The 21,261-nt window shown below is 68.5% G+C and carries 27 protein-coding genes and 1 riboswitch; of the genes, 4 read left to right on the forward strand and 23 right to left on the reverse strand.

Features of this window, described 5'->3' with window-relative positions; all coding sequences use genetic code 11:
* The first annotated feature begins 142 nt into the window (after nucleotides 1–142).
* From V6S85_RS02150 to V6S85_RS02160, 3 genes are read left to right on the forward strand one after another with little or no spacing between them, the layout of a single operon-like run.
* Nucleotides 143–1,687 (forward strand): acetyl-CoA acetyltransferase, encoded by a 1,545-nt coding sequence (locus V6S85_RS02150; RefSeq protein WP_334347852.1) that lies wholly within the window; start codon nucleotides 143–145, stop codon nucleotides 1,685–1,687.
* Nucleotides 1,687–2,256, forward strand: coding sequence for a histidine phosphatase family protein (locus V6S85_RS02155; protein ID WP_334347853.1), 570 nt, complete (start codon nucleotides 1,687–1,689; stop codon nucleotides 2,254–2,256). The genes V6S85_RS02150 and V6S85_RS02155 overlap by 1 nt, the downstream gene beginning before the upstream one ends.
* Before the next feature lie 29 nt (nucleotides 2,257–2,285).
* The gene (locus V6S85_RS02160; RefSeq protein WP_334348109.1) at nucleotides 2,286–3,737 is read left to right on the forward strand and encodes an NAD(P)H-hydrate dehydratase; all 1,452 of its coding nucleotides are present in this window, start codon (nucleotides 2,286–2,288) and stop codon (nucleotides 3,735–3,737) included.
* Nucleotides 3,738–3,753: 16 nt separating this feature from the next.
* Here the strand turns inward: V6S85_RS02160 and V6S85_RS02165 are convergent, their stop codons facing one another.
* A complete protein-coding gene (locus V6S85_RS02165) occupies nucleotides 3,754–4,671 on the reverse strand; it encodes a homoserine O-succinyltransferase (protein WP_334347855.1) in 918 nt (305 codons plus the stop codon).
* Nucleotides 4,672–4,719: 48 nt separating this feature from the next.
* A riboswitch (SAM-I-IV-variant riboswitch) is annotated at nucleotides 4,720–4,822 on the reverse strand.
* A 78-nt stretch (nucleotides 4,823–4,900) separates the two neighbouring features.
* Complete coding sequence (locus tag V6S85_RS02170) at nucleotides 4,901–5,077, reverse strand: hypothetical protein (RefSeq protein ID WP_165828804.1); 177 nt, start codon at nucleotides 5,075–5,077, stop codon at nucleotides 4,901–4,903.
* A 367-nt stretch (nucleotides 5,078–5,444) separates the two neighbouring features.
* On the opposite strand from V6S85_RS02170, the gene V6S85_RS02175 reads away from it, so the two are divergent.
* On the forward strand, nucleotides 5,445–6,782 hold the full coding sequence (locus V6S85_RS02175) for a pentapeptide repeat-containing protein (RefSeq protein ID WP_334347857.1): 1,338 nt from the start codon (nucleotides 5,445–5,447) through the stop codon (nucleotides 6,780–6,782).
* 55 nt (nucleotides 6,783–6,837) lie between these two features.
* On the opposite strand, the gene V6S85_RS02180 is transcribed toward V6S85_RS02175, so the two are convergent.
* The 21 genes from V6S85_RS02180 to V6S85_RS02280 form a co-directional block, all read right to left on the reverse strand.
* The gene (locus V6S85_RS02180) at nucleotides 6,838–8,028 is read right to left on the reverse strand and encodes a tyrosine-type recombinase/integrase (RefSeq protein WP_334347858.1); all 1,191 of its coding nucleotides are present in this window, start codon (nucleotides 8,026–8,028) and stop codon (nucleotides 6,838–6,840) included.
* Nucleotides 7,914–8,327: a hypothetical protein gene (locus V6S85_RS02185; RefSeq protein WP_334347859.1), complete on the reverse strand. Its 414-nt coding sequence runs from the start codon at nucleotides 8,325–8,327 to the stop codon at nucleotides 7,914–7,916. The genes V6S85_RS02180 and V6S85_RS02185 overlap by 115 nt, the downstream gene beginning before the upstream one ends.
* Nucleotides 8,328–8,543: 216 nt before the next feature.
* Nucleotides 8,544–8,951: a hypothetical protein gene (locus V6S85_RS02190; protein ID WP_334347860.1), complete on the reverse strand. Its 408-nt coding sequence runs from the start codon at nucleotides 8,949–8,951 to the stop codon at nucleotides 8,544–8,546.
* 59 nt (nucleotides 8,952–9,010) lie between these two features.
* On the reverse strand, nucleotides 9,011–9,559 hold the full coding sequence (locus V6S85_RS02195) for a hypothetical protein (RefSeq protein ID WP_334347861.1): 549 nt from the start codon (nucleotides 9,557–9,559) through the stop codon (nucleotides 9,011–9,013).
* A complete protein-coding gene (locus V6S85_RS02200) occupies nucleotides 9,556–10,440 on the reverse strand; it encodes a DNA adenine methylase (protein ID WP_334347862.1) in 885 nt (294 codons plus the stop codon). The genes V6S85_RS02195 and V6S85_RS02200 overlap by 4 nt, the downstream gene beginning before the upstream one ends.
* Nucleotides 10,404–11,402, reverse strand: coding sequence for a hypothetical protein (locus V6S85_RS02205; protein WP_334347863.1), 999 nt, complete (start codon nucleotides 11,400–11,402; stop codon nucleotides 10,404–10,406). The genes V6S85_RS02200 and V6S85_RS02205 overlap by 37 nt, the downstream gene beginning before the upstream one ends.
* 83 nt (nucleotides 11,403–11,485) lie before the next feature.
* A complete protein-coding gene (locus V6S85_RS02210; protein WP_334347864.1) occupies nucleotides 11,486–12,154 on the reverse strand; it encodes a hypothetical protein in 669 nt (222 codons plus the stop codon).
* A complete protein-coding gene (locus V6S85_RS02215; protein WP_334347865.1) occupies nucleotides 12,147–13,250 on the reverse strand; it encodes a DUF5131 family protein in 1,104 nt (367 codons plus the stop codon). The genes V6S85_RS02210 and V6S85_RS02215 overlap by 8 nt, the downstream gene beginning before the upstream one ends.
* 2 nt (nucleotides 13,251–13,252) lie before the next feature.
* Nucleotides 13,253–13,576, reverse strand: coding sequence for a hypothetical protein (locus V6S85_RS02220; RefSeq protein WP_334347866.1), 324 nt, complete (start codon nucleotides 13,574–13,576; stop codon nucleotides 13,253–13,255).
* Between the two features lie 2 nt (nucleotides 13,577–13,578).
* Nucleotides 13,579–13,932, reverse strand: a complete 354-nt coding sequence (locus V6S85_RS02225; RefSeq protein ID WP_334347867.1) for a helix-turn-helix domain-containing protein — start codon at nucleotides 13,930–13,932, stop codon at nucleotides 13,579–13,581.
* 2 nt (nucleotides 13,933–13,934) lie between these two features.
* Complete coding sequence (locus V6S85_RS02230) at nucleotides 13,935–14,201, reverse strand: hypothetical protein (RefSeq protein ID WP_334347868.1); 267 nt, start codon at nucleotides 14,199–14,201, stop codon at nucleotides 13,935–13,937.
* Nucleotides 14,198–14,443, reverse strand: coding sequence for a DUF1153 domain-containing protein (locus V6S85_RS02235; protein WP_334347869.1), 246 nt, complete (start codon nucleotides 14,441–14,443; stop codon nucleotides 14,198–14,200). Before V6S85_RS02235 ends, V6S85_RS02230 begins: the two co-directional genes overlap by 4 nt.
* A gap of 2 nt (nucleotides 14,444–14,445) precedes the next feature.
* A complete protein-coding gene (locus tag V6S85_RS02240) occupies nucleotides 14,446–14,688 on the reverse strand; it encodes a hypothetical protein (protein ID WP_334347870.1) in 243 nt (80 codons plus the stop codon).
* A gap of 2 nt (nucleotides 14,689–14,690) precedes the next feature.
* Nucleotides 14,691–15,131 carry a helix-turn-helix domain-containing protein gene (locus V6S85_RS02245; protein ID WP_334347871.1) on the reverse strand — a complete coding sequence of 147 codons (441 nt, stop codon included), beginning with the start codon at nucleotides 15,129–15,131 and terminating at the stop codon, nucleotides 14,691–14,693.
* A 35-nt stretch (nucleotides 15,132–15,166) separates the two neighbouring features.
* Nucleotides 15,167–15,883 carry an exonuclease domain-containing protein gene (locus V6S85_RS02250; RefSeq protein ID WP_334347872.1) on the reverse strand — a complete coding sequence of 239 codons (717 nt, stop codon included), beginning with the start codon at nucleotides 15,881–15,883 and terminating at the stop codon, nucleotides 15,167–15,169.
* Between the two features lie 10 nt (nucleotides 15,884–15,893).
* The gene (locus V6S85_RS02255) at nucleotides 15,894–16,094 is read right to left on the reverse strand and encodes a hypothetical protein (protein WP_334347874.1); all 201 of its coding nucleotides are present in this window, start codon (nucleotides 16,092–16,094) and stop codon (nucleotides 15,894–15,896) included.
* The gene (locus tag V6S85_RS02260) at nucleotides 16,087–18,411 is read right to left on the reverse strand and encodes a DNA cytosine methyltransferase (RefSeq protein WP_334347875.1); all 2,325 of its coding nucleotides are present in this window, start codon (nucleotides 18,409–18,411) and stop codon (nucleotides 16,087–16,089) included. Before V6S85_RS02260 ends, V6S85_RS02255 begins: the two co-directional genes overlap by 8 nt.
* Nucleotides 18,411–18,656, reverse strand: coding sequence for a hypothetical protein (locus V6S85_RS02265; protein ID WP_334347876.1), 246 nt, complete (start codon nucleotides 18,654–18,656; stop codon nucleotides 18,411–18,413). The genes V6S85_RS02260 and V6S85_RS02265 overlap by 1 nt, the downstream gene beginning before the upstream one ends.
* Before the next feature lie 100 nt (nucleotides 18,657–18,756).
* Nucleotides 18,757–19,665, reverse strand: coding sequence for a hypothetical protein (locus tag V6S85_RS02270; protein WP_334347878.1), 909 nt, complete (start codon nucleotides 19,663–19,665; stop codon nucleotides 18,757–18,759).
* 484 nt (nucleotides 19,666–20,149) lie between these two features.
* Nucleotides 20,150–20,392: a hypothetical protein gene (locus tag V6S85_RS02275; RefSeq protein WP_334347879.1), complete on the reverse strand. Its 243-nt coding sequence runs from the start codon at nucleotides 20,390–20,392 to the stop codon at nucleotides 20,150–20,152.
* Nucleotides 20,393–20,532: 140 nt separating this feature from the next.
* Nucleotides 20,533–21,201, reverse strand: a complete 669-nt coding sequence (locus V6S85_RS02280; RefSeq protein WP_334347880.1) for a peptidase S24 — start codon at nucleotides 21,199–21,201, stop codon at nucleotides 20,533–20,535.
* Between the last annotated feature and the right edge of the window lie 60 nt (nucleotides 21,202–21,261).

A 21,261-nucleotide genomic window follows, 5' to 3' on the forward strand; every position in this document is an offset into this window, starting at 1 on the left:
GACGAGCATTCAGGCATATGAGTGAATCTTGAGCGACGTTTGATCGAAAAATATGCATTTCGGAATTGTGGCTGGAAACGGCCTTGTCGCGACCCGATAGCTGCCTAGGATCGCGAAAACGATCGTTTGAACGGGGGTGAACATGCGCGACGAGACGCCGGTTTTGATCGGCGCGGGCCAGTTCACATTTCGCGGACCCGCCGAAAATTCGCCTTCGCCGCTGGAATTGCTGAAGATTGCGGCGAAACGCGCTGTCGCCGACGCCGGGTTGGAAGGGACGGTTCTTGCGCGATTGGACGCTCTGGCGGTCGTAGCGTTCAGCATCGACGCCCCGGGCGGTCTTTCGAAACTGCCGCTTCCCCGCCTGTCGGATCCGCCGGCCAGCCTGGCGCGGGCGATCGACGCGGCGCCGGCCTGGTCGGTCTATACCGAGACCGGCGGCAACAGCCCCCAGCAGGCGATCAACGTCCTGGCCGAGCGCATCGCCCGGGGCGAGTCGCGGCTGGGTCTCGTTACGGGCGCGGAGTTTCTCGGTTCGCTGATGAAGCGGATGAAGAACGGCCTGGGCTTCGACGGCTGGGCCGACGACATCGACAGCAAGCCCGCCCGCATCGGCGATCCGCGTCCGGGCGTGACGAAGCAGGAGGCCGCCCATGGCCTCGGTTATCCGGTCAACACCTATCCCCTGTTCGAGAACGCCCTGCGGGCCCGCGACGGGCGTTCGCTGGCCGACCATCAGGCGCGTCTGGGCGCGCTGTTCTCGCCCTTCACCAAGATTGCAGCCGCCGATCCCGAGGCCTGGTTCCCCGTCGAGCGTTCTCCCGAGGAGCTGATGACGGTGACCGAGCGCAACCGCATGGTCGGCTATCCGTACCCCAAGTACCTCAACGCCATCATGGAGGTCGACCAGTCGGCCGCCGTCCTGGTCGCCAGCGTCGGCATGGCCCGCGAACTGGGCGTGCCGCCGGATCGCTGGGTGTTCCTGCACGGCTGCGCCGACGCGGCCGACCTCTGGTATCCGCTGCAACGCCAGGACTTTCATTCCAGCCCGGCCATCCGCCTGACCGGCAAGCGGGCGCTGGACATGGCGGGGATCGATCTGGCCGATCTCGACGTGATCGACCTCTATTCCTGCTTCCCCTCGGCCGTGCAGGTCGCCGCCGAGGAGCTGGGGATCGCGCTCGACGACCCGCGCGGCCTCACCATCACCGGCGGCCTGCCTTATTTCGGCGGACCGGGGAACAACTACAGCCTGCACGCCGTGGTGCGGCTGATGGATCGGCTGCGCCAGCGGCCGGGCGCCTATGGCCTGTCGACCGCCAACGGCTGGTTCCTGACCAAGCAGTCGGTGGGCGTCTATTCCACGCGTCCCGTCGAGGGCGAATGGCGACGCGAGGATCCGGCCGTGATCCAGAGGGAGATCGACGCCCTGCCACATCCGCCGATCGCCGAGGCGCCGCAAGGCCGCGCGACCATCGAGACCTACACCGTCGTCCATGCCCGGCAGGGGGCTCGCATGGGCATCGTCATCGGGCGCACTCAGGGCGGCGCGCGGTTCGTGGCCAATACCCCGGACGACGAAGCGACCCTGGCCGACCTTGAGAGCCACGAGGGCGTCGGACGCAAGGGCGTGGTCGGGCCGCATCCCGACGGGGTCCGCAACCTCTTCACGCCGGACGCCGCCTGATGGGGCGGGTTCACGTCATCCGCCACGGCAAGCCGGCTTCGACCTGGGGCGGCCATGATGACGATCCGGGCCTCGACGAGGCGGGGCGCGGGCAGGCGAGGGCGGTGGCCGCCGTGCTGGCCGTCCTGCCGGAAGGCGAGAGGCCGGCCCGGGTGGTCTCCTCGCCGCTGCGCCGCTGCCGCGAGACCGCCGCGCCCCTGGCCGCGCTGCTGGGCGTCGAGGTCGAGATCGAGCCGGCCGTGGGCGAGATCCCGACGCCGGCCGACCTGGCGCCCGAGGCGCGTCCGGCCTGGCTGAAGCGAGCCTTCGCCGGCGACTGGTCCGATATCGAGGGCGACCGCGACTACCTGGCCTGGACGATCGAGGTCGCTGGCGCTCTGGCTCGATACGAGGGATGCGCCGTCTTCAGCCATTTCGTCGCGCTCAACGCCGCCGTCGCGGCGGCGCAAGGGACCGGCGCCGTCATGGCCTTTAGGCCCGACCACGCCAGCGTCACCGTCTTCGAAGTCGTCGACAACCGCCTGCGGCTGGTCGAGAAAGGCAGGGAGGCCTCCACCGGGGTTCTTTGATGGAGCCGCCCGTGTCGCCCCGCCAGATCATGACCGTCGACGAGATGAAGGCGGCCGACGCGGCGGCGGTGGCGGCCGGCGCGCCGGTGACCACGCTGATGGAGCGGGCCGGCAAGGGCGCGGCCGACGCGATCCGGGCGCGCTGGTCGCGGCGTCCCGTGGTGATCTGGTGCGGTCCCGGCGACAACGGCGGCGACGGCTATGTCATCGCCCGGAGCCTGAGGCGACGCGGCTGGCCGGTGCGGGTCGAGGCCCTGGCGTCGCCGGCCTCGCCCGCGTGCCGCTGGGCGGCCGAGCGCTGGCGCGGCGAGGTCCATCCGCTGAACCCGGCCGTCTCTCCGGCCGAACTCTATGTCGATGCCCTGTTCGGCGCCGGCCTGTCGCGGCCGCTGGAAGGGCTCGCCGAAGAACTGGCGCGAGCGGCGCAAGGGTTGTCTTCTCGCATCGTCGCCGTCGACACGCCCAGCGGCGTCCATGGCGACACCGGCGAGCCGCTGGGCGAGAACGCCTTCGCCGCGGCGCTCACCGTCACCTTCCACCGCCGCAAGCCGGCCCACGTGCTGGCCCCGGGCCGCGCGGCCTGCGGCGAGGTCGAGGTGATCGACATCGGTCTTTCCGAAACCGGCGCCGGCGATCTGGTCGAGAACGATCCGGGCCTGTGGGGCGCGCGGTTTCCCTGGCCGTCCAACGACGCGCACAAGCACGCGCGCGGCCGGCTGGTAGTGGTCAGCGGCGAGGCCTGGAGCACCGGCGCGGCGCGCCTGTCGGCCCGAGCCGGCCTGAGGGTCGGGGCGGGCGTGGTCACCCTGCTGTCGCCGCCGGGGGCGTTGGCCGTCAACGCCGCCCACCTGGAAGCGGTCATGCTGGCGCCGTTCGAGACCGACGCCGATCTGGCCGTGCTGGCCGATCGCGCGGCCGCCGCCGTTATCGGCCCGGCGGCCGGGGTGGGGGAGGCGACGGCGCGAAACCTGACCGCCCTGGCCGGCACGGGCGCGGCCCTGGTGGTCGACGCCGACGCCCTGACCAGCTTCGCCCACGCGCCCGACGAGCTGTTCGCGCGCCTGGATCGCGACGACGTGCTGACCCCGCATGCGGGCGAGTTCGAGCGGCTGTTTCCGGGTCTGCTCAAGGCCTCGCCCGAGCGCATCGCCGCCGCGCGCGAAGCCGCGCGCCGGGCCGGGGCGATCGTGCTGCTGAAGGGGCCCGACACGGTCATCGCCGCGCCGGACGGCCGCACGGCCGTCAGCCTCAACGGTTCGCCCTGGCTGGCCACCGCCGGTTCGGGCGACGTGCTGGCCGGCTTCATCGCCGGCCTGGCGGCGCAAGGCATGGACAGCTTTGACGCCGCCTGCGCTGGGGCCTGGATCCACGCCGAATGCGCGGCGATCCATGGGCCGGGCCTGATCGCCGAGGACCTGCCGGGCCTGGCGCCGGCGGTGCTGAAGAGGCTGTGGGAAGCACGAGGACAACCTCTCCCATAGGGAGAGGTTGTCCGGCCTACGCCCCGATCGTCTCCAGCTCGAACGGCGTGGTCTGGTAGACCTCGTTCAGCCAGTTGCCGAGCAGCAGGTGGGCGTGGCTGCGCCAGCGGTTGCGGGGCGGACGGCTCGGATCATCGCCAGGAAAGTAATGGGCCGGCGGCGGGGTCGAGGGATCGATCATCCGGTCGCGGGCGTACTCGGCCGCCAGGGTGCCGGTCTCGTATTCCGGGTGATTGAACATGTAGAGCCAGCGTCGGCGGGCGTCCTCCAGCAGGCAAAGGCCCGATTCCTCCGAATCGAGCAGCACCTTCAAGTCGCCGTCGGCCGGCAGGTCTTCGGGGCGCACCTCGGTCCAGCGCGACACGGGGATGTCGATCTCGTCGGCCAGGCCCCGCAGATAGGGCGAGGCCGGCGCCATGTTGGCGTGCGGGAAGACGCCCGAGCGCTTGTCGGCCAGCACGTGCTTGGGCACGCCGTGGAAGTGCTTCACGCCCGCCTGGGCGCCCCAGCAGACGGCCAGGCCGGCGTGCACGTGGGTTTCGCTCCAGTCGAAGATGCGCGACAGCTCGTCCCAGTAGCTGACCTCCTCGAACGGCAGGGTCTCGACCGGCGCGCCGGTGACGATCAGGCCGTCGAAACGCTCGTGCCGCACCTCTTCCCAGGTGCGGTAGAAGGCCAACATGTGCTCGGCCGAAGTGGTCTTGGGCGAATGGCTGGCCAGCTGGATCAGCGACAGCTCCACCTGCAGCGGGCTGGCGCCCAGGAGGCGCGCGAACTGACGCTCGGTGCTGGGCTTGTCGGGCATCAGGTTCAGGAGGCCGATGCGTAGCGGCCTGATATCCTGGCGGGCGGCCTCGGTGTCGGCCATCAGCGACAGGCCTTCGGCTTCCAGCGAGGCGCGGGCCGGCAGGTCGTCGGGGATCTTGATGGGCATGGGCAGCGTCCGTCCGTCGATAGAGCAAAGACTCGCGACGGCTCTAGGGCTCACCCGTTTCGTTGCCGTCGCGGCCGCATCCCCCCGACGGGGCGCCACCTTGCTCGGGAAGCAGGTTGGCGTTGGGCGAGCCCAACTCTTGATGCAGGCTTGGCTTTAAAGCGCGGGGCGCGCGGCCGCAAGGGGACGCGACGTCGCGCTCGCGGGGCGGACAGGCGGGAAGGGCGGATCAGGCTTCGAGGCGGTGCAGGACGATTTCGGCGCGGACGCCTTCGTCGAACAGCCGGCTGCCGTAGTCGAGCGCGGCCTGGAACGATCGCTGCTCGAGGGCATCGGTGAACACCACCTGATGGTCGCAGGTGACTTCCCAACCGCCGTCGGTCTGGTTGACCTCGATCGTCCGCATACGCTGTTCTCCTACGCCATGGCGCAGTTAACCGTCGCTGATCTGGAATGGTTGCGTGCAAATCCACGAAAGTTCAAGCGCGACCTGATGGCGCGCCGGACCTGATCCGTAGGGAGAGGGAAAACCGGCCCGGGCGTCAGTCGGGGGGGCAAGGCCCGGGCCGGTCAATGTCCCGTGGCGTTACGCTCGACGGGACACGGAGAAAACGACGTCGCCCGAGGGCGGTTCCGAGGTTGCGATAAAAATCTTCGCGCGAGCCGAGGCGGCGTTGCAATCCACCGCCAAGATCAGCTTCAGTGAGCACCGAAGGTTGTTTTGCTTGCGTCGGGTCGCGTGCGCATCGCGCGGCGCGGGAAGGGGGCGGGGAGTGGAGCTCACCGAAGAGCAGCGAGAGCGGGTGCGCGCGATTCGCGCGGCCGAGGGCCAGGGTTTCGCCGCGCAGGTCGTCGCGGCCGGCCTCGACCCTGGAAGCGACTTCCGTCACGCCAACCTGAGAGGAGTCGATTTCGCCGCCGCCGACCTGAAGGGGTTCGATTTCACCGGCGCCGACCTCTCGGGCGCGGACTTGAGCCAGGCGCGTGTCGAGGGCGCGTGTTTCAGGGATGCGTTGGTGCACGGAACCAGGTTCCCGGTTCCGAGTGCGGCGGAGTCGGGGCGCCCCGCGCCCGCCCCGCGGTCGCGCCGGGATGTCCCGGTGCTTCGCGATCATCGCCTCCGGGCGGCGCGCGCCCTGCTGCGAGGGCAGGACGTGTCATGGGCCGTGATGCCGTCGGGCGCGGGCAAGACCACGGTGCTCGAACGCGTGGCTGGCGAGCTTCTGGCGCAGGACGAGATCGAGCGCGGCGTGTTCGTGGCGCCGCACAGGGCGCTGCGGGACAAGTTCAGGGACAGCATCCTCAAGGGCCTGCCCGGGCTGGATGGCCGGCGAGGATCCAGCGATCCGGAAATGATCCAGGTCGCCTCCGTGGCGCAGATGGGCCGATGGGCCGGAGAGCAGTTTTTCAGCCACCTGTTCGTGTCCGACGTCCATCCCGCCAGCGATCTGACCGACCTCAGGCGGTCCTATCCCGCGGCAAGGATCTACGGCGTGCTGTCCTGGGAGCCTCAAGGGCTTCCGGTGGGCATGGATCTTCCCCACAACCTGCGTTTCGCGATGGCCTTCGAGGGGCGGGAGCTCGAGGGTAAGCGGCTCACCGTGGAGTTCATCAAGGCTGGCGGGGCGGCCTCGGCGCTGCGCAGCGCCATGCGCATGAATGAGGACGCCGCCCGGGAAGCGATCAGCGCATTCATCTCCCAGGACTTCGAGTTCCGGATGGCGAGCGAAACGAGCTTCCTGATCTGTTCGCCCTTCCATCACCATCTGGTGGTGGACCGACTTGAGGCCTGGCGGCGGGCATCGGCGCTTCCGCGTCGCTTCAGGATCGGCGGCGCGGATGATCTGCGGGCTGAGGCGACGCCCGGATTCTATGTCATGTCCGTGGAGGACGCGCAGAGCTTCGATGTAACCGCCGTCGACAACCTGGTGGTGCTCTCGGGCGCGCTGCCGCAGGCGTTTGTCGACGACTGGGCGTCGTGGGGCGAGCTCTCCGAACCCGGCCCCATTCACAAGAAGCTCTACGACTACATCGGCCTCACCGTAGAGAACTGGGGAAATTGGCGCGGGGCACGGTTTCGGATGACGAACGCGATCACTCGCGCTAGATGACGCGCCCACGCGGATGTGGCGGAACTGGTAGACGCACTGGATTTAGGTTCCAGCGTCACCGCTTGATAAATAATTGATTTTGCGCGACAAAATCAGGCGTCATCGCTTCTTCTTCGGGATTATTCTGGGACTTTAGAGCAGCCTCCAGGCCAGCCCGAACCGTGTCTTCCAGCGCGTGAGCGTAGGTCAGGGTCGACTGAATATTGGCGTGGCCCAGCAGCTGCTTAGTCCCGAGCAGGTCCTTGGTCGCGCGCAGGTAGGTCATGGCCGCGTGGTGGCGGAAGGCGTGGGAGCCGCGGGCGCCTTTGGCCTCCCTCATGCCGCTCAGCCGCATGGCGATGCGGATGACGTTGACGGCGCCACCACGGTGCAGCGGCAGCAGCTCGCCGGTCTTCAGCTCTCTGAACCATACGTGCTCCAGGCCGGCGGCCGCCGCGCGACCCTTCAGGGCGGCGAGCACGGCCATGTCGTCGGCAAGAACCGGGATGATGTGGTCGTCGTCACCCTTACGGTCGGGAATGGTGATCCGTCGCCCCGGGACGTCGATGCACTCCAGCGAAAAGAACATCTCGCTGACGCGCAGCGCGTAGCGGCGCTGGAAGTGGGCGAAGAAGCGCCACCACCTGGGCAGCGCCTTATCGATCGCCGCCAGCTGGGCCTGGTCGAAATACTTCGGCTTGGGCTTGGGCTCGGGGAGCCGGATTTCGCCCCAGTCGATCGCTGGCGCGGGCACTTGCCGCAGCTTGCAGGCGTGCCGGATGACAGGTCGAATGGTGTCGATGACGTCGCGGTTGACGGTGCTGTTCGACGGCACCTTCGCTTCAGACCAGCGACCACCGTTGTCGACAAGCTGCCCCCGCCGGCGCTGCATACCGCGGGAGATATCCTGGGTCGTGATCTCGGTGACGATCAGATCGCCGCCAACGAAGCGCACCGCGTTGGCCAGGCGCGTTTCGCGCAGGCGCACGTCAGCCGGATCCTGGGGCTTGCCGTTGTGCTGGCCCTTGTTCTCCCACCATTCCTGGGCGGCGACGTCGAGCGTCGGCATGGCCTTCTTGGGGGCGAAGTCGGGTTCCTTTCCGGGCTGCGCTCGCGCGAAGGCGAGCGCGACGGTTTCCCGCTTGGCGCGCTCTACTTCTTCGGCTTTTCGGAGCGTCGTCTGGCCAGTGCTTCCGTGAAACCGACTACCTTTGTATTGGAAGTCGAATTGATAGAAGCGCGAGCCTTTCGGCTTATAGACGGACAAGGTTTATCTAGCTCCTGCGGGCGTACAGGGGCGCGCGGACGGGTAAAATAGTCCCGCACGTCGGCCTCGGTATAGGCCTTCGTGGTTCCCTTCGCACCGGTCAGCACGCAGTTAATCAAGCCCTGTGCGGTCATGCCGCGCAAGGTCTTGGGGTCGAGATCCAGGAGGTCGGCGCAGGCCTTCGCGGTGATGATCGGCTTGCGCTCGAAGTACGCTCGGATCCTGGCCTCGGTCATGGGCCCGATCGCCACGGTGTGCGGCGAGTTGGCCGGCGAGGGGGCGACTTGCTGAGCAATCACCTAGTCGACCTCCCTTTGAACCGCCTCACGGCCGGCGTCAGACAGTTCGTAGCCTGACCCTTCTGCGTGTTCGAATGGCAGCAGCAACTTGCGAGCGACCAGTGCATTGCAGATCCTGATCTCGAACGGGTCGTGGGGGATGAAGATCACGTCGTGGTTCGAGCCGGAGAACAGCCGGAGGATCCGCTGCTGCCCTGGCTTGAGGGGAGGAACGTATCAGCCACGATCACCCCCCGGGGCGCGCCACGAGGGCCGGCCCATGGCCTCGAACAATGCCGCCATCAGGGCCAGCGGAACCGTCGCTGCGCCCTGGATGGCGCAATGCCAGTTGCCTGGTTCGCCGATCGGCCGCCAGCGCAGGACGACGGCCGGGTAGACGCCCGGAGACGAGGTTTCGTGAGTGATCTCGATGCTAAGCAACCCCCGCCCGATCAGCTTTTCGATCAGGCCCAGCGCGTCGTCGATCGAGGTGGTGAAGTCCTGCATGGTGCGCCAGTGCGTGACTAGGCCCAGCTGTCCGGCGCCGCGATAGCGCCAGACGATGCCTTTCGGCTGAGTCCGGCCGCGCACGACCTGATAGCCTAGGGCCTCGTAGATATCGGCGGCCAGATGCCGGGTTGTCACCTCATATCGGCCGCCTGGCGCGGCCTTGAGGGCTGCGACTATCTTTTCGTACTGGACGGTCATCGGCTTGAGGCCCCTTCAGCGGCCAGAGCGACGCGAAGGGACTTCAGGGCTGCTTTGACTTCCCTGGTGTTTTGGTGGTTAGCGCCCTCGCTGTGGCGGACGGCGCTGTCGATCACCAAGGACAAGCGATCCAGCTCGACAGCGGCGGTCACAAGGTCCTGCACGACTTCCACCGGCATAATAACTTGCATTTTTTGCAAGTTACTCCCGCCTCCCTCGTCGGGCGCCCAGCGGCGGCCCTCGGCAAGCGCCGCCTCGTCGTTGGTCAAGAAATCGAGCGCGGCCTGCACGAGGGCGGAGGCCGTCGACAGGTCTTCGGCGTCCTGGACCAACTTCAGGAGGGCGACGCCCGAGACCTCGCGGTCTGCCGCCTGATCGGCCGCGTCGATGGCGGCTTGCAGGCGCCGTAGCTCCCCCATGGTCGCGTCGAGGGGGATGGTCAGGTCGTCGGCGACGTTGGCATTGTCTAGAGCCAGGCCCTTCGGCATGAACTGCCGGCAGGCGGTCGCGAGCGCTGTGTAGGTGCAGGTAGGCGTCTCGGTCATGCAGCTGTTCCGAACAGGTCGGCGGCGCGCGCGGCGGCCGCGGGGTTGATCCAGAGGACTTCGGTGCGGACGCGGGCGCCGTCGGCCATGGCCTCGCGTGTCACGCGCTTCCAGTGAGCCAGACGCTCGTCGTAGAGCGGGTGGGGGTAGCCGGAGAGCACGACCATGCTCTTGAGGCCGTCCAGGGCCTCCAGCAGCTCGACCTGCTGTTCGTCGCTCAGCTCGTGGCGATAGGCGTTGTAGAGCGCCCCTCGGACCTTCTTCGCTGACCGGGTGTCGTGAACATAGGGTGGGTCGACATAGACCAGCGTGTCAGGCCGATCGAAGCGACGCATGACCTCCAGCGCCGGCCGTTGTTCGATGACGACGCCGCGAAGGCGCTGTGCGACGAGCGCCAGGCCAGGCGGGAGGTTCATCCAATCGACGGCCGGGGTGGTGCCGTTGCGGGTGCTATCGGCCCGGAAACCCGTCGAGCGCTCAATGTTCGCCGCATTGCTACCGTGGCCCATGAAGCTACGGGCGACCAGGCGTCGGGCGCGCTCGACGGGGTCGTCCGATGGGGCATAGGTGGCCATGAACTCGGCGCGCGAGAACGGCGTAAGGGCGACCATGCGCACCAGCCGTTCCGCCATCGCGTCATCGCGCAGGACCTGAAACAGGTTCACCAGATCGCAGTCGAGATCGTTGTAGACCTCGGCATGGGAGCGGGACTTGCGCAGCAGCACGCTGGCCGCGCCACCGAATGGCTCGACATAGGTCCTGTGCGCGGGAAAGTGCTCCAGGATCCAGGGCGCCAGCAGCCACTTGCCGCCGAGATATCGCAGAGTGGGGCGGGTTGGAGGGGTCACGCGGCCGCCTTCTGGAGCTTGCTCGCGCGCCAAGCCTTCGCCTCTTCGGCGCGCCGCGCTTCGAGGGCGCGGTGGGTTTCGGGGAAGGCGTCGCTCAGCTCGTTCCAGCCGGGCGGTCGCCACGTGTAGGCGCGCTCGGGCTCGAGGTGGATCAGGGCCAGCCAGGCGCCGTAGCGGATGCACTCGACCTGGCCGAGTGAGCGCGGATCCCAGCGCGTGGCGCCGTAGTAGTCGTCGAGGCGCAGGTTGGAGCACAGCTCGGCGGCCTGGTCGGGCCGGGCCTGCTTGAGGTGGGTGAGCAGGCCGCGGGCGATCCGCCGTCGATGGCGACTCCGAAAAATCGCTTCGTTGGGCAGCTCAGGCGCGATCTCCTCGCGTAGCCGGTGCCAGATCCACCATCCGCGGGGAGGTTCGACGACCTCCATTTCGAGCGCTCGGCCCGACCAGAAGTCCTTCCGGGAGGCGCGTTCCTTGGTGAACGCCCGGGGTGCCGGACGATCTTCGGCCCACATTTCCCACTCGCCTGGGGCCTGATCCCACCAGTGGTATTCGCCATTGGTCCAGGGCTCGACCCAAGCGTAGGGATCGGGCCGCTCACGAAGCCAACGGCGATGGTCTTTGAGCCGGTCGCCTTCCTCCCACAGGGCGCTTTCGTTGGCGAAGCCGATGATGTCGGCCGCCGTCTGCTGGGGATCGTAGACTTTGCGGCGGTCGGTCTTCTCCAGGAGGTAGCTGGTGTCGCTTGTGGCCGCCCAGCTCAGGGCGCCCACGAGATTCCCGAGCGAATGGTTTGTCAGCGTGATTTCGCCAACGTCGCCGGCCAGGGCGATGCTGCCTGGCGTCCAGGTGATCGAGAACGCGTAAGCGCTGCCCATGCCCGGCGTGCGGAAATCGAACGAGCGCGAGACCCGCTCGTTGCATTCGTGCCCCGCTATCCAGCGCCGGGCGTCGCGCTTGGCGCGAGAGGTCGCAGCCTCGGCGTCGTGCTTAACCATTGAAGTGCTCCCAGCAGCTCTTGCCGAGCAGGATCCAGAAGGCCGCCAGGACGGCGACCACGAGGGCGAAGGGGCGCAGGCGTCTAGCCATCGGCGTCGATCTTCTTGAACTCGACCACCCAGACCCACGGATTGGCGGCCCAGGAGCCCTTGCCGTTGATGTGCTCCCAGAGCCGGGCGTAGACGTCGCGTTCCGACCAGCCCCCGCCGATGATCGGGACCAGGCTTGGCTCGCGGGAGCCTTCAGCGATCGCGTCAGCTTCGCTGCACGCGTTCAGGCGCTCGGCCCGAATGCTGGTGATCTCCAGGACTAGGCGGCAGGCCCAGCGCGGCATGTGGATGGACGGCACGCCCTTGCCGCGGAGGCCGCTCGGCCGTGAGCCTTCGCTTTGCCCGTAGTGGAACAGCGTCAGCCAGCGGTCTGCCGCCTCCGGCGTGTTGGGGATCGCCGACCAATTGTCGTCGGCGAGATAGCGGACCCCGTCGTCTCCGCCGGCCAACTCCTCGGCCACGATGGCCTCGCGCACCCAGAGCCGGTCGCCCAGCCGGCCGTATGGGCAGTTCAGAGCGACGGCGCCGTCGGTGACTGCCGGGACCGTCTCGATGCTCTCGCTCCAGCCGGTTCCGAACAACTCCCAGACGCCGCTGCGCAGCACCGGCTGCACCTTCATGGTTCGTCGCGTCTGGGTCTTCTCGCCGGTCAGCAGCGCCCGCACCATCGGCGCGCTGAAGAGGATGGGCCGCTCACGCATGGGCCACCGCCGGCAGGTCGTTGTGTTCGAAGCCGTCCAGGAGGCGGCCGGAGTGGCGCTTTCCGACCCGCCAGACGACGGGTTCGTCGTCGGCGTGCAGCTCGCGGCCTTCGGCCTCGGTGATACGCACGAAGTCCCACCGGTCGTCGAACCAGTGTGCGCCGTCGACCGCCAGGGTCTTGCGCAGGGAGTTGGCCTCGCCTGGGGCCCATTCGCCCCACCGCTTGAAGAAGAAGGCGGCTTCGGAGTTCGCGCAGTCGTCGCGGATGATCCGCACCCAGTCCGGGTGGATTGGGCGGGCCTTGGGGCCGCTTTCGCCGCCCACGACCACGCCGTCCAATGCGACGCGATAGGGGCCGTCGCCGCCTTCCCAGATGCCCTGGCTGTCCTGGAACTCGTAGTAATCGCCGGCCACCAGCGCGTTGAACTTCCAGTCCAGATCGTGGTCCTCGGGCACATGGCGCGGGGCCTGGATCCGGGTGAGGTCGATCGGCCCCAGCAGCGGCTCGGCGGAAATCCACCGCACGGCCGCCGGCGTGGCCAGCAGCTCGGGGATCCGCTCGTCGGCGCGAACCTGATCCTCGACGCTGACGCCCAGGTGCACGTTGGGCAATGGCAAGGCCGGCCGGTTCATGAACTCGTACATGCCCGTGGCCCACAGGCGCTCCTCGAGGTCGGCGACCAGCCCTTCGAAGTAGGTCCGCTGCCGCGCGGCGCGCTTGGTCAGCACCTGATAGGTGTGTTGCGGCGTCAGGTGCATGACCGCCACGATCTTGTCGATCCAGGCGTCGGGGACGTCGTCGTGGAACAGGTCCGACATGCTGTTGACGAAGATCCGGCGCGGCTTTCGCCAGCCGATCGGCGCAGACAGCGCGCCTTCGACCAGGCGCAGCTGGCCGTTCCATACCGCGCCGGCCTTCGACGGAGCCGTGAGGCCGTCATAGGGGCTGGTGCGCCCGTTGGCGGCCGCCATGGCCTCGACGCGGGCCGCCATTTTCATGGCGTAGCAGTTGGTGCAGCCGGGGCTGACGACCGAGCAACCGGCGATCGGGTTCCAGGTCGCGTCTGTCCATTCGATGGCGGATTGCTGGGCCATGGTCAGGCGTCCCCGTCGCGATAGCGGGTGAGGGCCGCGTAGAGCTGGCCGTGGCGGTGATCGACGCCGCCGGCCTCGATCGCGAGGGCCAGGGCGGCCGACAGGGGCTCGATGGCCTCTTCGCCGAGCGGTTCGAAGGTGGGCGAGCCGCCGGCGGCCGCGAGGTCCAGGAGGGCCTGCAGGCTGCGGTCGGGATCCTGGCCTTCGTGGGGGCGCAGGAACTCCGACAGGCCGGAGACGGCCGCGCCGGCGGCCGACAGCGCCTGCAGGATGCGGTCGCGCGCCTCGAGGGGCGTCTGCGGGGTCTGGGGGGCTTGCTGGGCCATGGTTACGCCGCCTGCTGGATGGAGGGAGCGTCGAGGCCGCGATCGGCCGCGGCGAGCCAGCGGTCACGGACGGCGGCCGTCGCCAGACGCCAGGCGTCGGGATCGGCCTTGAAGGCGTTCAGCATGGCCTCGGCGACGCGGCGCTGGCGGCTGTCGCTGGGGAAGCACGCGTCGAACAGGCGTTCCTTGTCGGTGAAGTGGCCGTAGACGGCGCCGACGGTCAGGGTGGCGCGCTCGGCGATATCTCGGATGGTCACGCGCTCGTAGCCGCGGGCCGAGAACAGCTTGCCGGCGGCGGTCAGCACGCGCTCGCGCGTGGCGGCGGCCGCCTGGGCGCGGTTGGAGATAGGCGACATGGTCAGTAACCCCCGTAAATCAGTTCTTTGAGAAGGGTGGCGGCGGCCTGGTCACGCAGGCGCATGGTGAAGACGGGCTGCGGGTCGCCCTGTTCGTCGCAGGACCAGCCGAGCACGACGCCCAGGCCCTTGGTGTCGCGGACGCAGTCGGCGAAGAGGTTCAGCACGTAGCGTTCGCTCTGAACCTGCTTGGCGGCCTTCTCGGCCGCCGCACGGGCCTGGGCCTCGACGTCGGCGCGGGTGACGAAGGTCCTGGACGAGGCGGTCATCGCGGCAGCGCCTGCATGTGGGTGACGGCGAGGCCGATGCGGCCGTGGCGCAGGAAGTCGCGCTGCCAGGCTTGGTACTCATCCAGCGACAGGCCGTGGGCCTGCATGACCTGGCCGAGCGTCAGCTGCCGGCGGCGCACGGCCAGCACGACGGCTTCCTTGCGAGCGCCCGTCCAGCGGCGGACGGGCGCCAGCAGCTGGGCCGAGCTGGGCGGCGTGGCAGGGTTGGGGCGGCGTCCCATGGTCAGCCCCCCGCGAGTTCGACTTGGACGGCGCCCGGCTTGAGGTCGATCCCCAGCGCCCTGGTGTCGAAGCGGCCCGAGCCGCTGGCGATGTCCTGCACCACCAGCTGCGCCAGAAGCTCGTCCGACAGCACGTCGACGCCTTCTGCGGCGGCCACCGTCTCCAGGAATGCTTCGCCCAGGCGGTCGCGCTCGATGGTGACCGTCACGTACTGCTGAAAAAGGACGCTGAAGGCCTTGGCCATGGTCAGGCCGCCTTGCGCGCAGCGGCCGAAAGCAGGGCGCGGCTCATCTGCAGGATGGCGGCGCGGCCCTGATTGTCGACGGCCTGGAAGGCCTCGGCGATCTCGACGCCGCCGTTGACGCCGGCGAGGTGGACGATCGGGTTGTCGATCTCGTCGTTGGTCTCGTACTCGGCCAGGCCGTCGAAAAACGACTGCACCGTCACCCCCAGGATCTTGGCGGTGGCGTAGAGCTTGCTGGCGCTGACGCGGTTGGCGCCGCGCTCGTACTTCTGGACCTGCTGGAAGGTGAGGCCCAGGGCGTCGGCCAGCTGTTCCTGGCTCATGCCGAGGATCTTGCGGCGCAGCCGGATCTGGCCGCCGACGTGGATGTCGACGGGGTTGGGGTTGCGGCCTTCCGAAGCTTCGTCGGTGGCCGTGGCGTTGGTGGTGGCGGTAGCGAGCATGAGGGGGCGTCCTCTTTCTGCGGTGGGTGAAGGGGTCAGGCGGCCGCGGCGAGCTGCGCGCGGCGGCTCTGCTCGTGGCGGGCGGTGAAGTGCACGTGCTCGTCGAAGTCGCGTTCGAGCACCCAGACGAGGAAGCCGTCGTCCATGGCGGTCCAGCGCTGGCCGCGGTGCTGGCCGAACGGCACCTTGACCTGCAGGGCCGGTTCGGCCGACCAGGCGATCAGCTGCCCGACGGTGGCCACGGTCAGCATGTGCGCCAGCAGGTGGGCGCAGACGTAGGCGTCGGGGCCCGCGCGGTGGGGCGGGGCGGCCTGGGCGCGCTCGACGCCGGCGAGGCCGAGGTAGTAGCGCAGGGCCTGCAGGCCATGGCTGGGAGCTTCGGGCCAGAGGCGCAGGGCGCTCTTCCACGTGCAGATCCAGGGGCGGTCGCCGGTCATGTCCGGCTTGATGAAAGCCCGCTCGTAGTCGGCCTGGTGGGCGGCGAGCGCCCGGTCTTCCGGCGCCAGGAAAAGCGGCCACGACTTCTCGAAGCTGTCGTAGGGCGCCACGTCGCTGTCGATGATGTGGTGCACAGCGCTGGCCTCGGGCGGGATTGGCCGGCCGGGGTTGACGAAGATGCTGGTATGGCAGGGCAGGGCGATCGGACCGTCGTCCAGGATCAAGGTCCTGCAGGTTCCGATCTCGACGACGCCGGCGTCCGGCGGGAAGTCGGTGCCTTCGAGGTCGACGACGAGGATTTGGTCAAAAGACATGGTCAGGCTTTCAGGACTGGGCCGGAGAGGGAGTGGGGAGGTCGGCGCGCTCGAAGGCGGCGACCTGGCGGCGGGCGTCGCCCAGCGCGTCGATCATCACGTCCTCGGCCGCCTCGGCGGCCGCGTCGTGCGGGCTGATGAAGAAGGCGTCGACGGCGTTGATCAGGGCGCGTGCGGCCACGGCCAGGGCGGTGGCGTCGGGGCTATTCATGGGGCTGGTTCTCGGTCTGGACGGCCAGGGCGATGGCCAGCGGCTGGACCCAGATCGGCGCGGCCGAGAGCATGAAGCTCTCGCCCGACCAGGCCAGCAGCAGGGTCTGGGCGAACACCGAGCCGATCGCCTTGGCGCTGGCCCGGGGCACGGCGTTGCCGATGCGCTCGCGCCAGGCGCTGTCGGACTTGCCGTCCAGCAACATCCCCAGGCGGCGCATGGTGGCCTTGTCGGGCAGGGGCGCGGATGGATCCCGCAACCACGCGAAGGCCACCTCGGGGTTGAAGAACGACTGCAGGCCCGCCAGCTCCAGCGTGGTGAAGGGGCGGTGCCAGGTGCCGTCCAGCGCACGGATGACGCAGACAAGGCGATCCTTGGCGTCGGGCAGGGCGAACAGGGGCGTCGGCTCGACCTTGCGCGGGTCGGCCACCGACCAGGAGCCGTTGTTGTTCTTGGCGGCGCCCGGGACGGCCTTGGAGGCTTCGGCCCACGGCACGACGCCGTAGTGGCCCTGGTTGGCGTGGGTGTCGCGGTCACGGCCCTGCAGGCAGTCGGGGCGCGGGTCCGCGACCGACCAGCGGCCGTTGTCCCAGGGATGGCCGTTGCCGATCACGGCGCCGGAGGTGCCTTCCCAGGTCTGGACGCCGTAGTGGTCGGGCCGGGCGATCTCGCGGCCGTTGAGGCCGACGGGGCGCGGGTCGGCGACGCTCAGCGCGCCCGAACCGACGCGGTCGCTGCCGGTGACGGCCTTGCTGGCGCCGTCGTAGGCGATGACCGCGTGCTTATTGGTGTGGGCGGCCGGGCCGTGGGTCGGGCGCGGGTCGGCCACGGAGAAGGTGCCTTGCCCGGGAGCGCGCTGCGACGTGACCGTCGGCGCGTGCTGGTCCCAGCTGCAGACGCCCGACTGGCCGTTGCCCCAGTGCTCGCGGCGGGGATCGGCCACCGCGAAGGCGCCGTCGCCGGTGGTGCTGGCCGAGATCACCGTGCGGGTGGCGTCGGCGTAGTCGGTCACCTGGTACTTGGTGTGCTCGTAGCCGGCCTTGGACGGGTGGCGCGGGTCGGCGACCATGGCGGCCGAGTTGCCGCCGCCGGCCGTGACGGCCTGGGCGGCCTGGTCCCAGGCGACGATGCGGAAGACGTTGTTGAACCGCGGGCCGTTCTCGCCGATGCGCGGATCGGGCACGGCATAGGGCCCGGTGCCCACCGACACGTCACCCTTGATGACCGCCGACGGCTGGTCCCAGTGGCGGATGCCCAGCTGCACCGACTTGTCGTGGCCGTCGACGCGCGGGTCGGCGACGCTGAATGCCCCGTTGGTGGGCGAGGAGCGCCCGGCCACCGTGCCGGTGGTGGTGTTCCAGCTCCGGACGCCCAGGACGTCGCCGTTCCAGTCCGCCCCGGTCGGGCGCGGATCCTGGACGGCGAGGCCGCCGCCGAGGTCGGGCACGATGCCGTAGTCGCGCAGCTTGCCGCCTTCGACCTCCAGCTTGTTGAGGCTGCGCCAGTCGCTGCCGGCTTCGACGAAGGCCAGGCGGACCCAGGTCTGCCATTGCAGGGCCGGCATCCGGTGCATGGGCCCGGCGCGCTCGTCACCCGGCAGAGGCATCAGGTCCAGGATCTCGCCGACGCCGCGCAGGGGCTGCTGGGGCGGTTCGTAGAGGAACGGCGGCACCTTGGCGATGTGGCGCGCCACCAGCAGGAAGCGCTTGCGGCTCTGCGCCAGGTTGCCGAGCACGCCGCAGTCGTGAGTGGTCTCGGCGACCGCGTAGCCGTAGGCCCGCAGCATCTTGTTGATCTCGTCCAGGAGCGAGCGGCCGCGCGTGGCGATGCGCGGCACGTTCTCGAAGACGAAGAACTCGGGCGGGTCGTCGGCCCAGGCTTCCAGCGCCAGGAACAGGCAGCGCAGGGTCAGCTCGTTCAGCGCCTGGTACTTGACCGACTTGCTGGCCTGTTCGGGCAGCAGACCCGAGAAGCCTTTGCAGGGCGCGCTGATGAAGATGATGTTGGGCCGCTCGTTGCCGGCGGCGATGCGCAGGTCGACGGGCAGGGCCTCGGTCCAGCCTTCCGGCGGCTCGCGGTCCCAGAAGCGGATATACTGGTCGCGGCTGAAGAGGTCGCGGACGGTGCCCTTGGCCCCGGTCAGGTACTCGAAATCGGCGATGGCGGCGGGGTCGACGTCGATGCCGCCCAAGCACACCATCTGCGCCTCGAGCTTGCCGACGCGCGCCTGGCCGTCGTTGAAGCCAGCCGCGCCGGATCCCGAGCCGCAGGCCAGGTGGAAGTGCTTTACGCGGCGGCGCTCTACGATCTGGGCCATCAGCCTGCCGCCTTGTCTGCGTCGCGCACCGAGATCACTTCGCCTTCGATCACGTGGGGCGAGGTGAAGTGGGCGCAGTCGGGGCTCTGGAAGGTCACGTCGATCCGCTGGATTTCGAGGACGACGCCGTTGATCGACAGGGTGCCCGGCAGGAAGGGGCCCGACCGGCGCGCGGAGCGCTCTCCGACCCAGGGGCGGGAACCGGGCGCGGGCGTGGCGGCGATGGGGATGAGGGGGCTTTTCACAGGTAGCCTTGGATCCAGAGGAGGGCGTGGCAGATCACGGCGGCGATGGCGGCGATCACGACGGGCAGCGCGCCTGGGGCGCTCCAGGGGAGGAGCGGCTTCACGGCGTGAGAATCCGGGGGATGGCCCAGCTCAGCCGGGCGATGACATAGATGGCGGCCAGGCAGGCCCCGACCATCCAGACCACGTCCCAGCGGCTCAGGCGTTGCCTGGGCGCGCCGCCGTGGTCGGGGCGACCGGTCTCGTCGGCGGCGTCGCGGCCGGCGATGCGATCCACGATGCCCTTGGAAATGTCGTAGAGGGTCGAGCGCTTGGCGAACGTCTGGCAGGGACAGGCGCCGATGACGCCTTCGCCTTCCGCCCAGGCTTCCAGGCCTTTCCAGTCCTGCAGCGCAGCTGCTTCGCCCGGCATGAGACCCCTACGTGAGAAGGTGGGGCATTGCCGATGGGCGGCGGCGAGCGCGGCATCCTGGATGGGCGGCTGAACCGGCGCGTCGAGGCGGGCCGGTTGGGTGGGACGGAACCCCTCGGGCCAGAGCAGAGACGGCGTCATCGTCGCCACCGGGGCCCAGTGGATGGGGGCGATCGGCTCTTCGCGAGCGGGCCCGCCGGTGAAGCACGGCCCGCTATCGTCCTCGCCGTCGTGCTCCTCGATATGCAGGAACATCGCCGTGACCGCGCCGGTGACAGGGTCGAACGCCACGGTCACGGTGTTGGCCAGGCCCGCCATCGGACCTTGCAGGACCTGCTCGGCGAACCAGATGCGATCGACGCGGCTGGGCCGCACTCCGTAGATTTGCGCGGGATCCAGCTTGAGGATGTCGCTCTCGGCGCCGGGGACGTAGGCGGTCTCGATCGCCAGGTGACCGAACAGGACCGGCTGGTCGTTGGGGCCGAAAACGCTCCGGGCGACCTCGAAGCGGGCCGCGGTCAGGCTCTCGCCGCACAGCAGGGCGTTGAGCCCCGCGTCGGTCGTGAAAATCTCGTTGGTGGCGGTGGTGTCGGACATTTCTGTCTCCCCCGAGTTGTGAGGAGACTGTAGAAAACCTACAGAATGACAGTCAATCAAAATCTGTAGAAAACATACATATTCTGTAGCTGGCTGGCTTCGCGCCGATCAGCCGTCGTTGGAGGATTCGTCAGCCACCGGCTTTGGCGTCAGGCTCGGGCCGAGACCACAAGCGGCAAAGTGTGGGGCTAGAGAGGCGCCGTTTTCGGTCTCCCACCGTTCGATCAGCAACGTGGGAAAGCCGTGCCTCCCGAGGTCCGCGACCCGAGCGCAGATGATTGTGGCGGCTTCGGTAGGCGGTTTAGAAACCCAAGCTCCCAAGCTGCCGCCGAAATCAGGATCGAGCGGCTGATCGTGGAACTGACCCGGCATCGGCGGCACACGTTCCTCGGCCGATGGCGCGACGGAGGATCGCCGCCTGGCGATCGGGTAAGCGGTGGGGTGGGGGTCGTACTGTTCGCCGTGTTGCCGCCGACGTGGCATGTCAGGCGGCGCATTCCCGCAGAACGCGGTTGCCGCTGGGGTAGTCGTAGTCCTTGGCGAAGAAGGCTTGCTTAACCGGTCCACTCGAATGAAGCACAAACAGCACGGTCTGGTAGCCGGTGTAGCCGCCCATCGAGTTCTTGGCGTTGATAGAGTAGCAGACCTTCCATCCTGCTTCTGGTTTGGACCAGGGCGTCTTGGTTGGAGTGAAGTCGCCCCAAACCGGTGGCCGCAGCAGGTCCATTTGAACGCTGCCGGGGTCCTTTAGCGTCGTCCGAAGGTACAGGCGAACGTAGCTCTCATAGTCAGATGGAGCGGCGGCAGGCTGTGCTAAGGCCGATGTAGCAATGGCCAAAGCGGCGGTGGTGCAGAAGGCCCGGAGTATCATGCAGCGTGCGCCCAGCGGCGGATGATCTTCTGAGCATGGATCGGGGGAATGATGGCGGTGATGTGAGCCGCCCAGCGGATCTTCACATCCTCAAGCGTGGGGCCCACCACAGACTCCAGATCGAACAGGCCCTTGTCTGTTCCTCGGAGCAGGCGTTTCACCAACACCCGGCCGTCCATAGTCTCGACGATGACGACCCTTCCCATCATATCCTTTGTCGGCTTGGTGACCTGTTCCTCGAAGTAGAGCAGAGCGCCTTCATCCGCGATGCCGGGCATCGACCCGCCACGAACTTCGAGCGCATTGGCTTTCAGCGTGCCACCGGGAGGGACTGGCGCGTAATCGTATCGGTCGTGAGCGGTCTCCATGATCACCAGGCCGTCGCTTGATGCGCCGACGCTGCCAATGATCCGAATGCCTTGCGCCTCAGCCGGCTGCTCGTCCCGCATTGGTCCGGTGCCTGCATACAACCATTCAGCACGAACCTTGAAAGCGGCCGCGTACTCCTGGGCCATGGCGTAGGAGAAGGGTGCGTTACCGTTTTCGTTCGACGAGTAGGTGTTGACGCTCCAATCCAGGTGAGCGTGCGCGCGGGCCGCCGCGGCCGCTGACTTGAAGTTGGCGGCGATGCGCGCTTTGCGCAGTCTGTCGTGGGCTTCGCTCATGTAGGAAACCTACGATTTTGCATCTGTAGAAATCCTACAGATTTTGCTTGTGGCGCATCT

It is taken from the genome of Caulobacter sp. CCNWLW153 (assembly GCF_036889365.1).
Taxonomy (GTDB): domain Bacteria; phylum Pseudomonadota; class Alphaproteobacteria; order Caulobacterales; family Caulobacteraceae; genus Caulobacter; species Caulobacter radicis.

What these genes read in the sequence shown, in the direction of transcription:
- V6S85_RS02150 (WP_334347852.1), top strand. Translation starts at nt 143, where the DNA reads ATGCGCGACGAGACGCCGGTTTTGATCGGCGCGGGCCAGTTCACATTT.
- V6S85_RS02155 (WP_334347853.1), top strand. Translation starts at nt 1,687, where the DNA reads ATGGGGCGGGTTCACGTCATCCGCCACGGCAAGCCGGCTTCGACCTGG.
- V6S85_RS02160 (WP_334348109.1), top strand. Translation starts at nt 2,286, where the DNA reads ATGACCGTCGACGAGATGAAGGCGGCCGACGCGGCGGCGGTGGCGGCC.
- V6S85_RS02165 (WP_334347855.1), bottom strand. Translation starts at nt 4,671, where the DNA reads ATGCCCATCAAGATCCCCGACGACCTGCCGGCCCGCGCCTCGCTGGAA.
- V6S85_RS02170 (WP_165828804.1), bottom strand. Translation starts at nt 5,077, where the DNA reads ATGCGGACGATCGAGGTCAACCAGACCGACGGCGGTTGGGAAGTCACC.
- V6S85_RS02195 (WP_334347861.1), bottom strand. Translation starts at nt 9,559, where the DNA reads ATGACCGAGACGCCTACCTGCACCTACACAGCGCTCGCGACCGCCTGC.
- V6S85_RS02205 (WP_334347863.1), bottom strand. Translation starts at nt 11,402, where the DNA reads ATGGTTAAGCACGACGCCGAGGCTGCGACCTCTCGCGCCAAGCGCGAC.
- V6S85_RS02210 (WP_334347864.1), bottom strand. Translation starts at nt 12,154, where the DNA reads ATGCGTGAGCGGCCCATCCTCTTCAGCGCGCCGATGGTGCGGGCGCTG.
- V6S85_RS02215 (WP_334347865.1), bottom strand. Translation starts at nt 13,250, where the DNA reads ATGGCCCAGCAATCCGCCATCGAATGGACAGACGCGACCTGGAACCCG.
- V6S85_RS02220 (WP_334347866.1), bottom strand. Translation starts at nt 13,576, where the DNA reads ATGGCCCAGCAAGCCCCCCAGACCCCGCAGACGCCCCTCGAGGCGCGC.
- V6S85_RS02225 (WP_334347867.1), bottom strand. Translation starts at nt 13,932, where the DNA reads ATGTCGCCTATCTCCAACCGCGCCCAGGCGGCCGCCGCCACGCGCGAG.
- V6S85_RS02230 (WP_334347868.1), bottom strand. Translation starts at nt 14,201, where the DNA reads ATGACCGCCTCGTCCAGGACCTTCGTCACCCGCGCCGACGTCGAGGCC.
- V6S85_RS02235 (WP_334347869.1), bottom strand. Translation starts at nt 14,443, where the DNA reads ATGGGACGCCGCCCCAACCCTGCCACGCCGCCCAGCTCGGCCCAGCTG.
- V6S85_RS02240 (WP_334347870.1), bottom strand. Translation starts at nt 14,688, where the DNA reads ATGGCCAAGGCCTTCAGCGTCCTTTTTCAGCAGTACGTGACGGTCACC.
- V6S85_RS02245 (WP_334347871.1), bottom strand. Translation starts at nt 15,131, where the DNA reads ATGCTCGCTACCGCCACCACCAACGCCACGGCCACCGACGAAGCTTCG.
- V6S85_RS02250 (WP_334347872.1), bottom strand. Translation starts at nt 15,883, where the DNA reads ATGTCTTTTGACCAAATCCTCGTCGTCGACCTCGAAGGCACCGACTTC.
- V6S85_RS02255 (WP_334347874.1), bottom strand. Translation starts at nt 16,094, where the DNA reads ATGAATAGCCCCGACGCCACCGCCCTGGCCGTGGCCGCACGCGCCCTG.
- V6S85_RS02260 (WP_334347875.1), bottom strand. Translation starts at nt 18,411, where the DNA reads ATGGCCCAGATCGTAGAGCGCCGCCGCGTAAAGCACTTCCACCTGGCC.
- V6S85_RS02270 (WP_334347878.1), bottom strand. Translation starts at nt 19,665, where the DNA reads ATGTCCGACACCACCGCCACCAACGAGATTTTCACGACCGACGCGGGG.
- V6S85_RS02275 (WP_334347879.1), bottom strand. Translation starts at nt 20,392, where the DNA reads ATGGACCTGCTGCGGCCACCGGTTTGGGGCGACTTCACTCCAACCAAG.
- V6S85_RS02280 (WP_334347880.1), bottom strand. Translation starts at nt 21,201, where the DNA reads ATGAGCGAAGCCCACGACAGACTGCGCAAAGCGCGCATCGCCGCCAAC.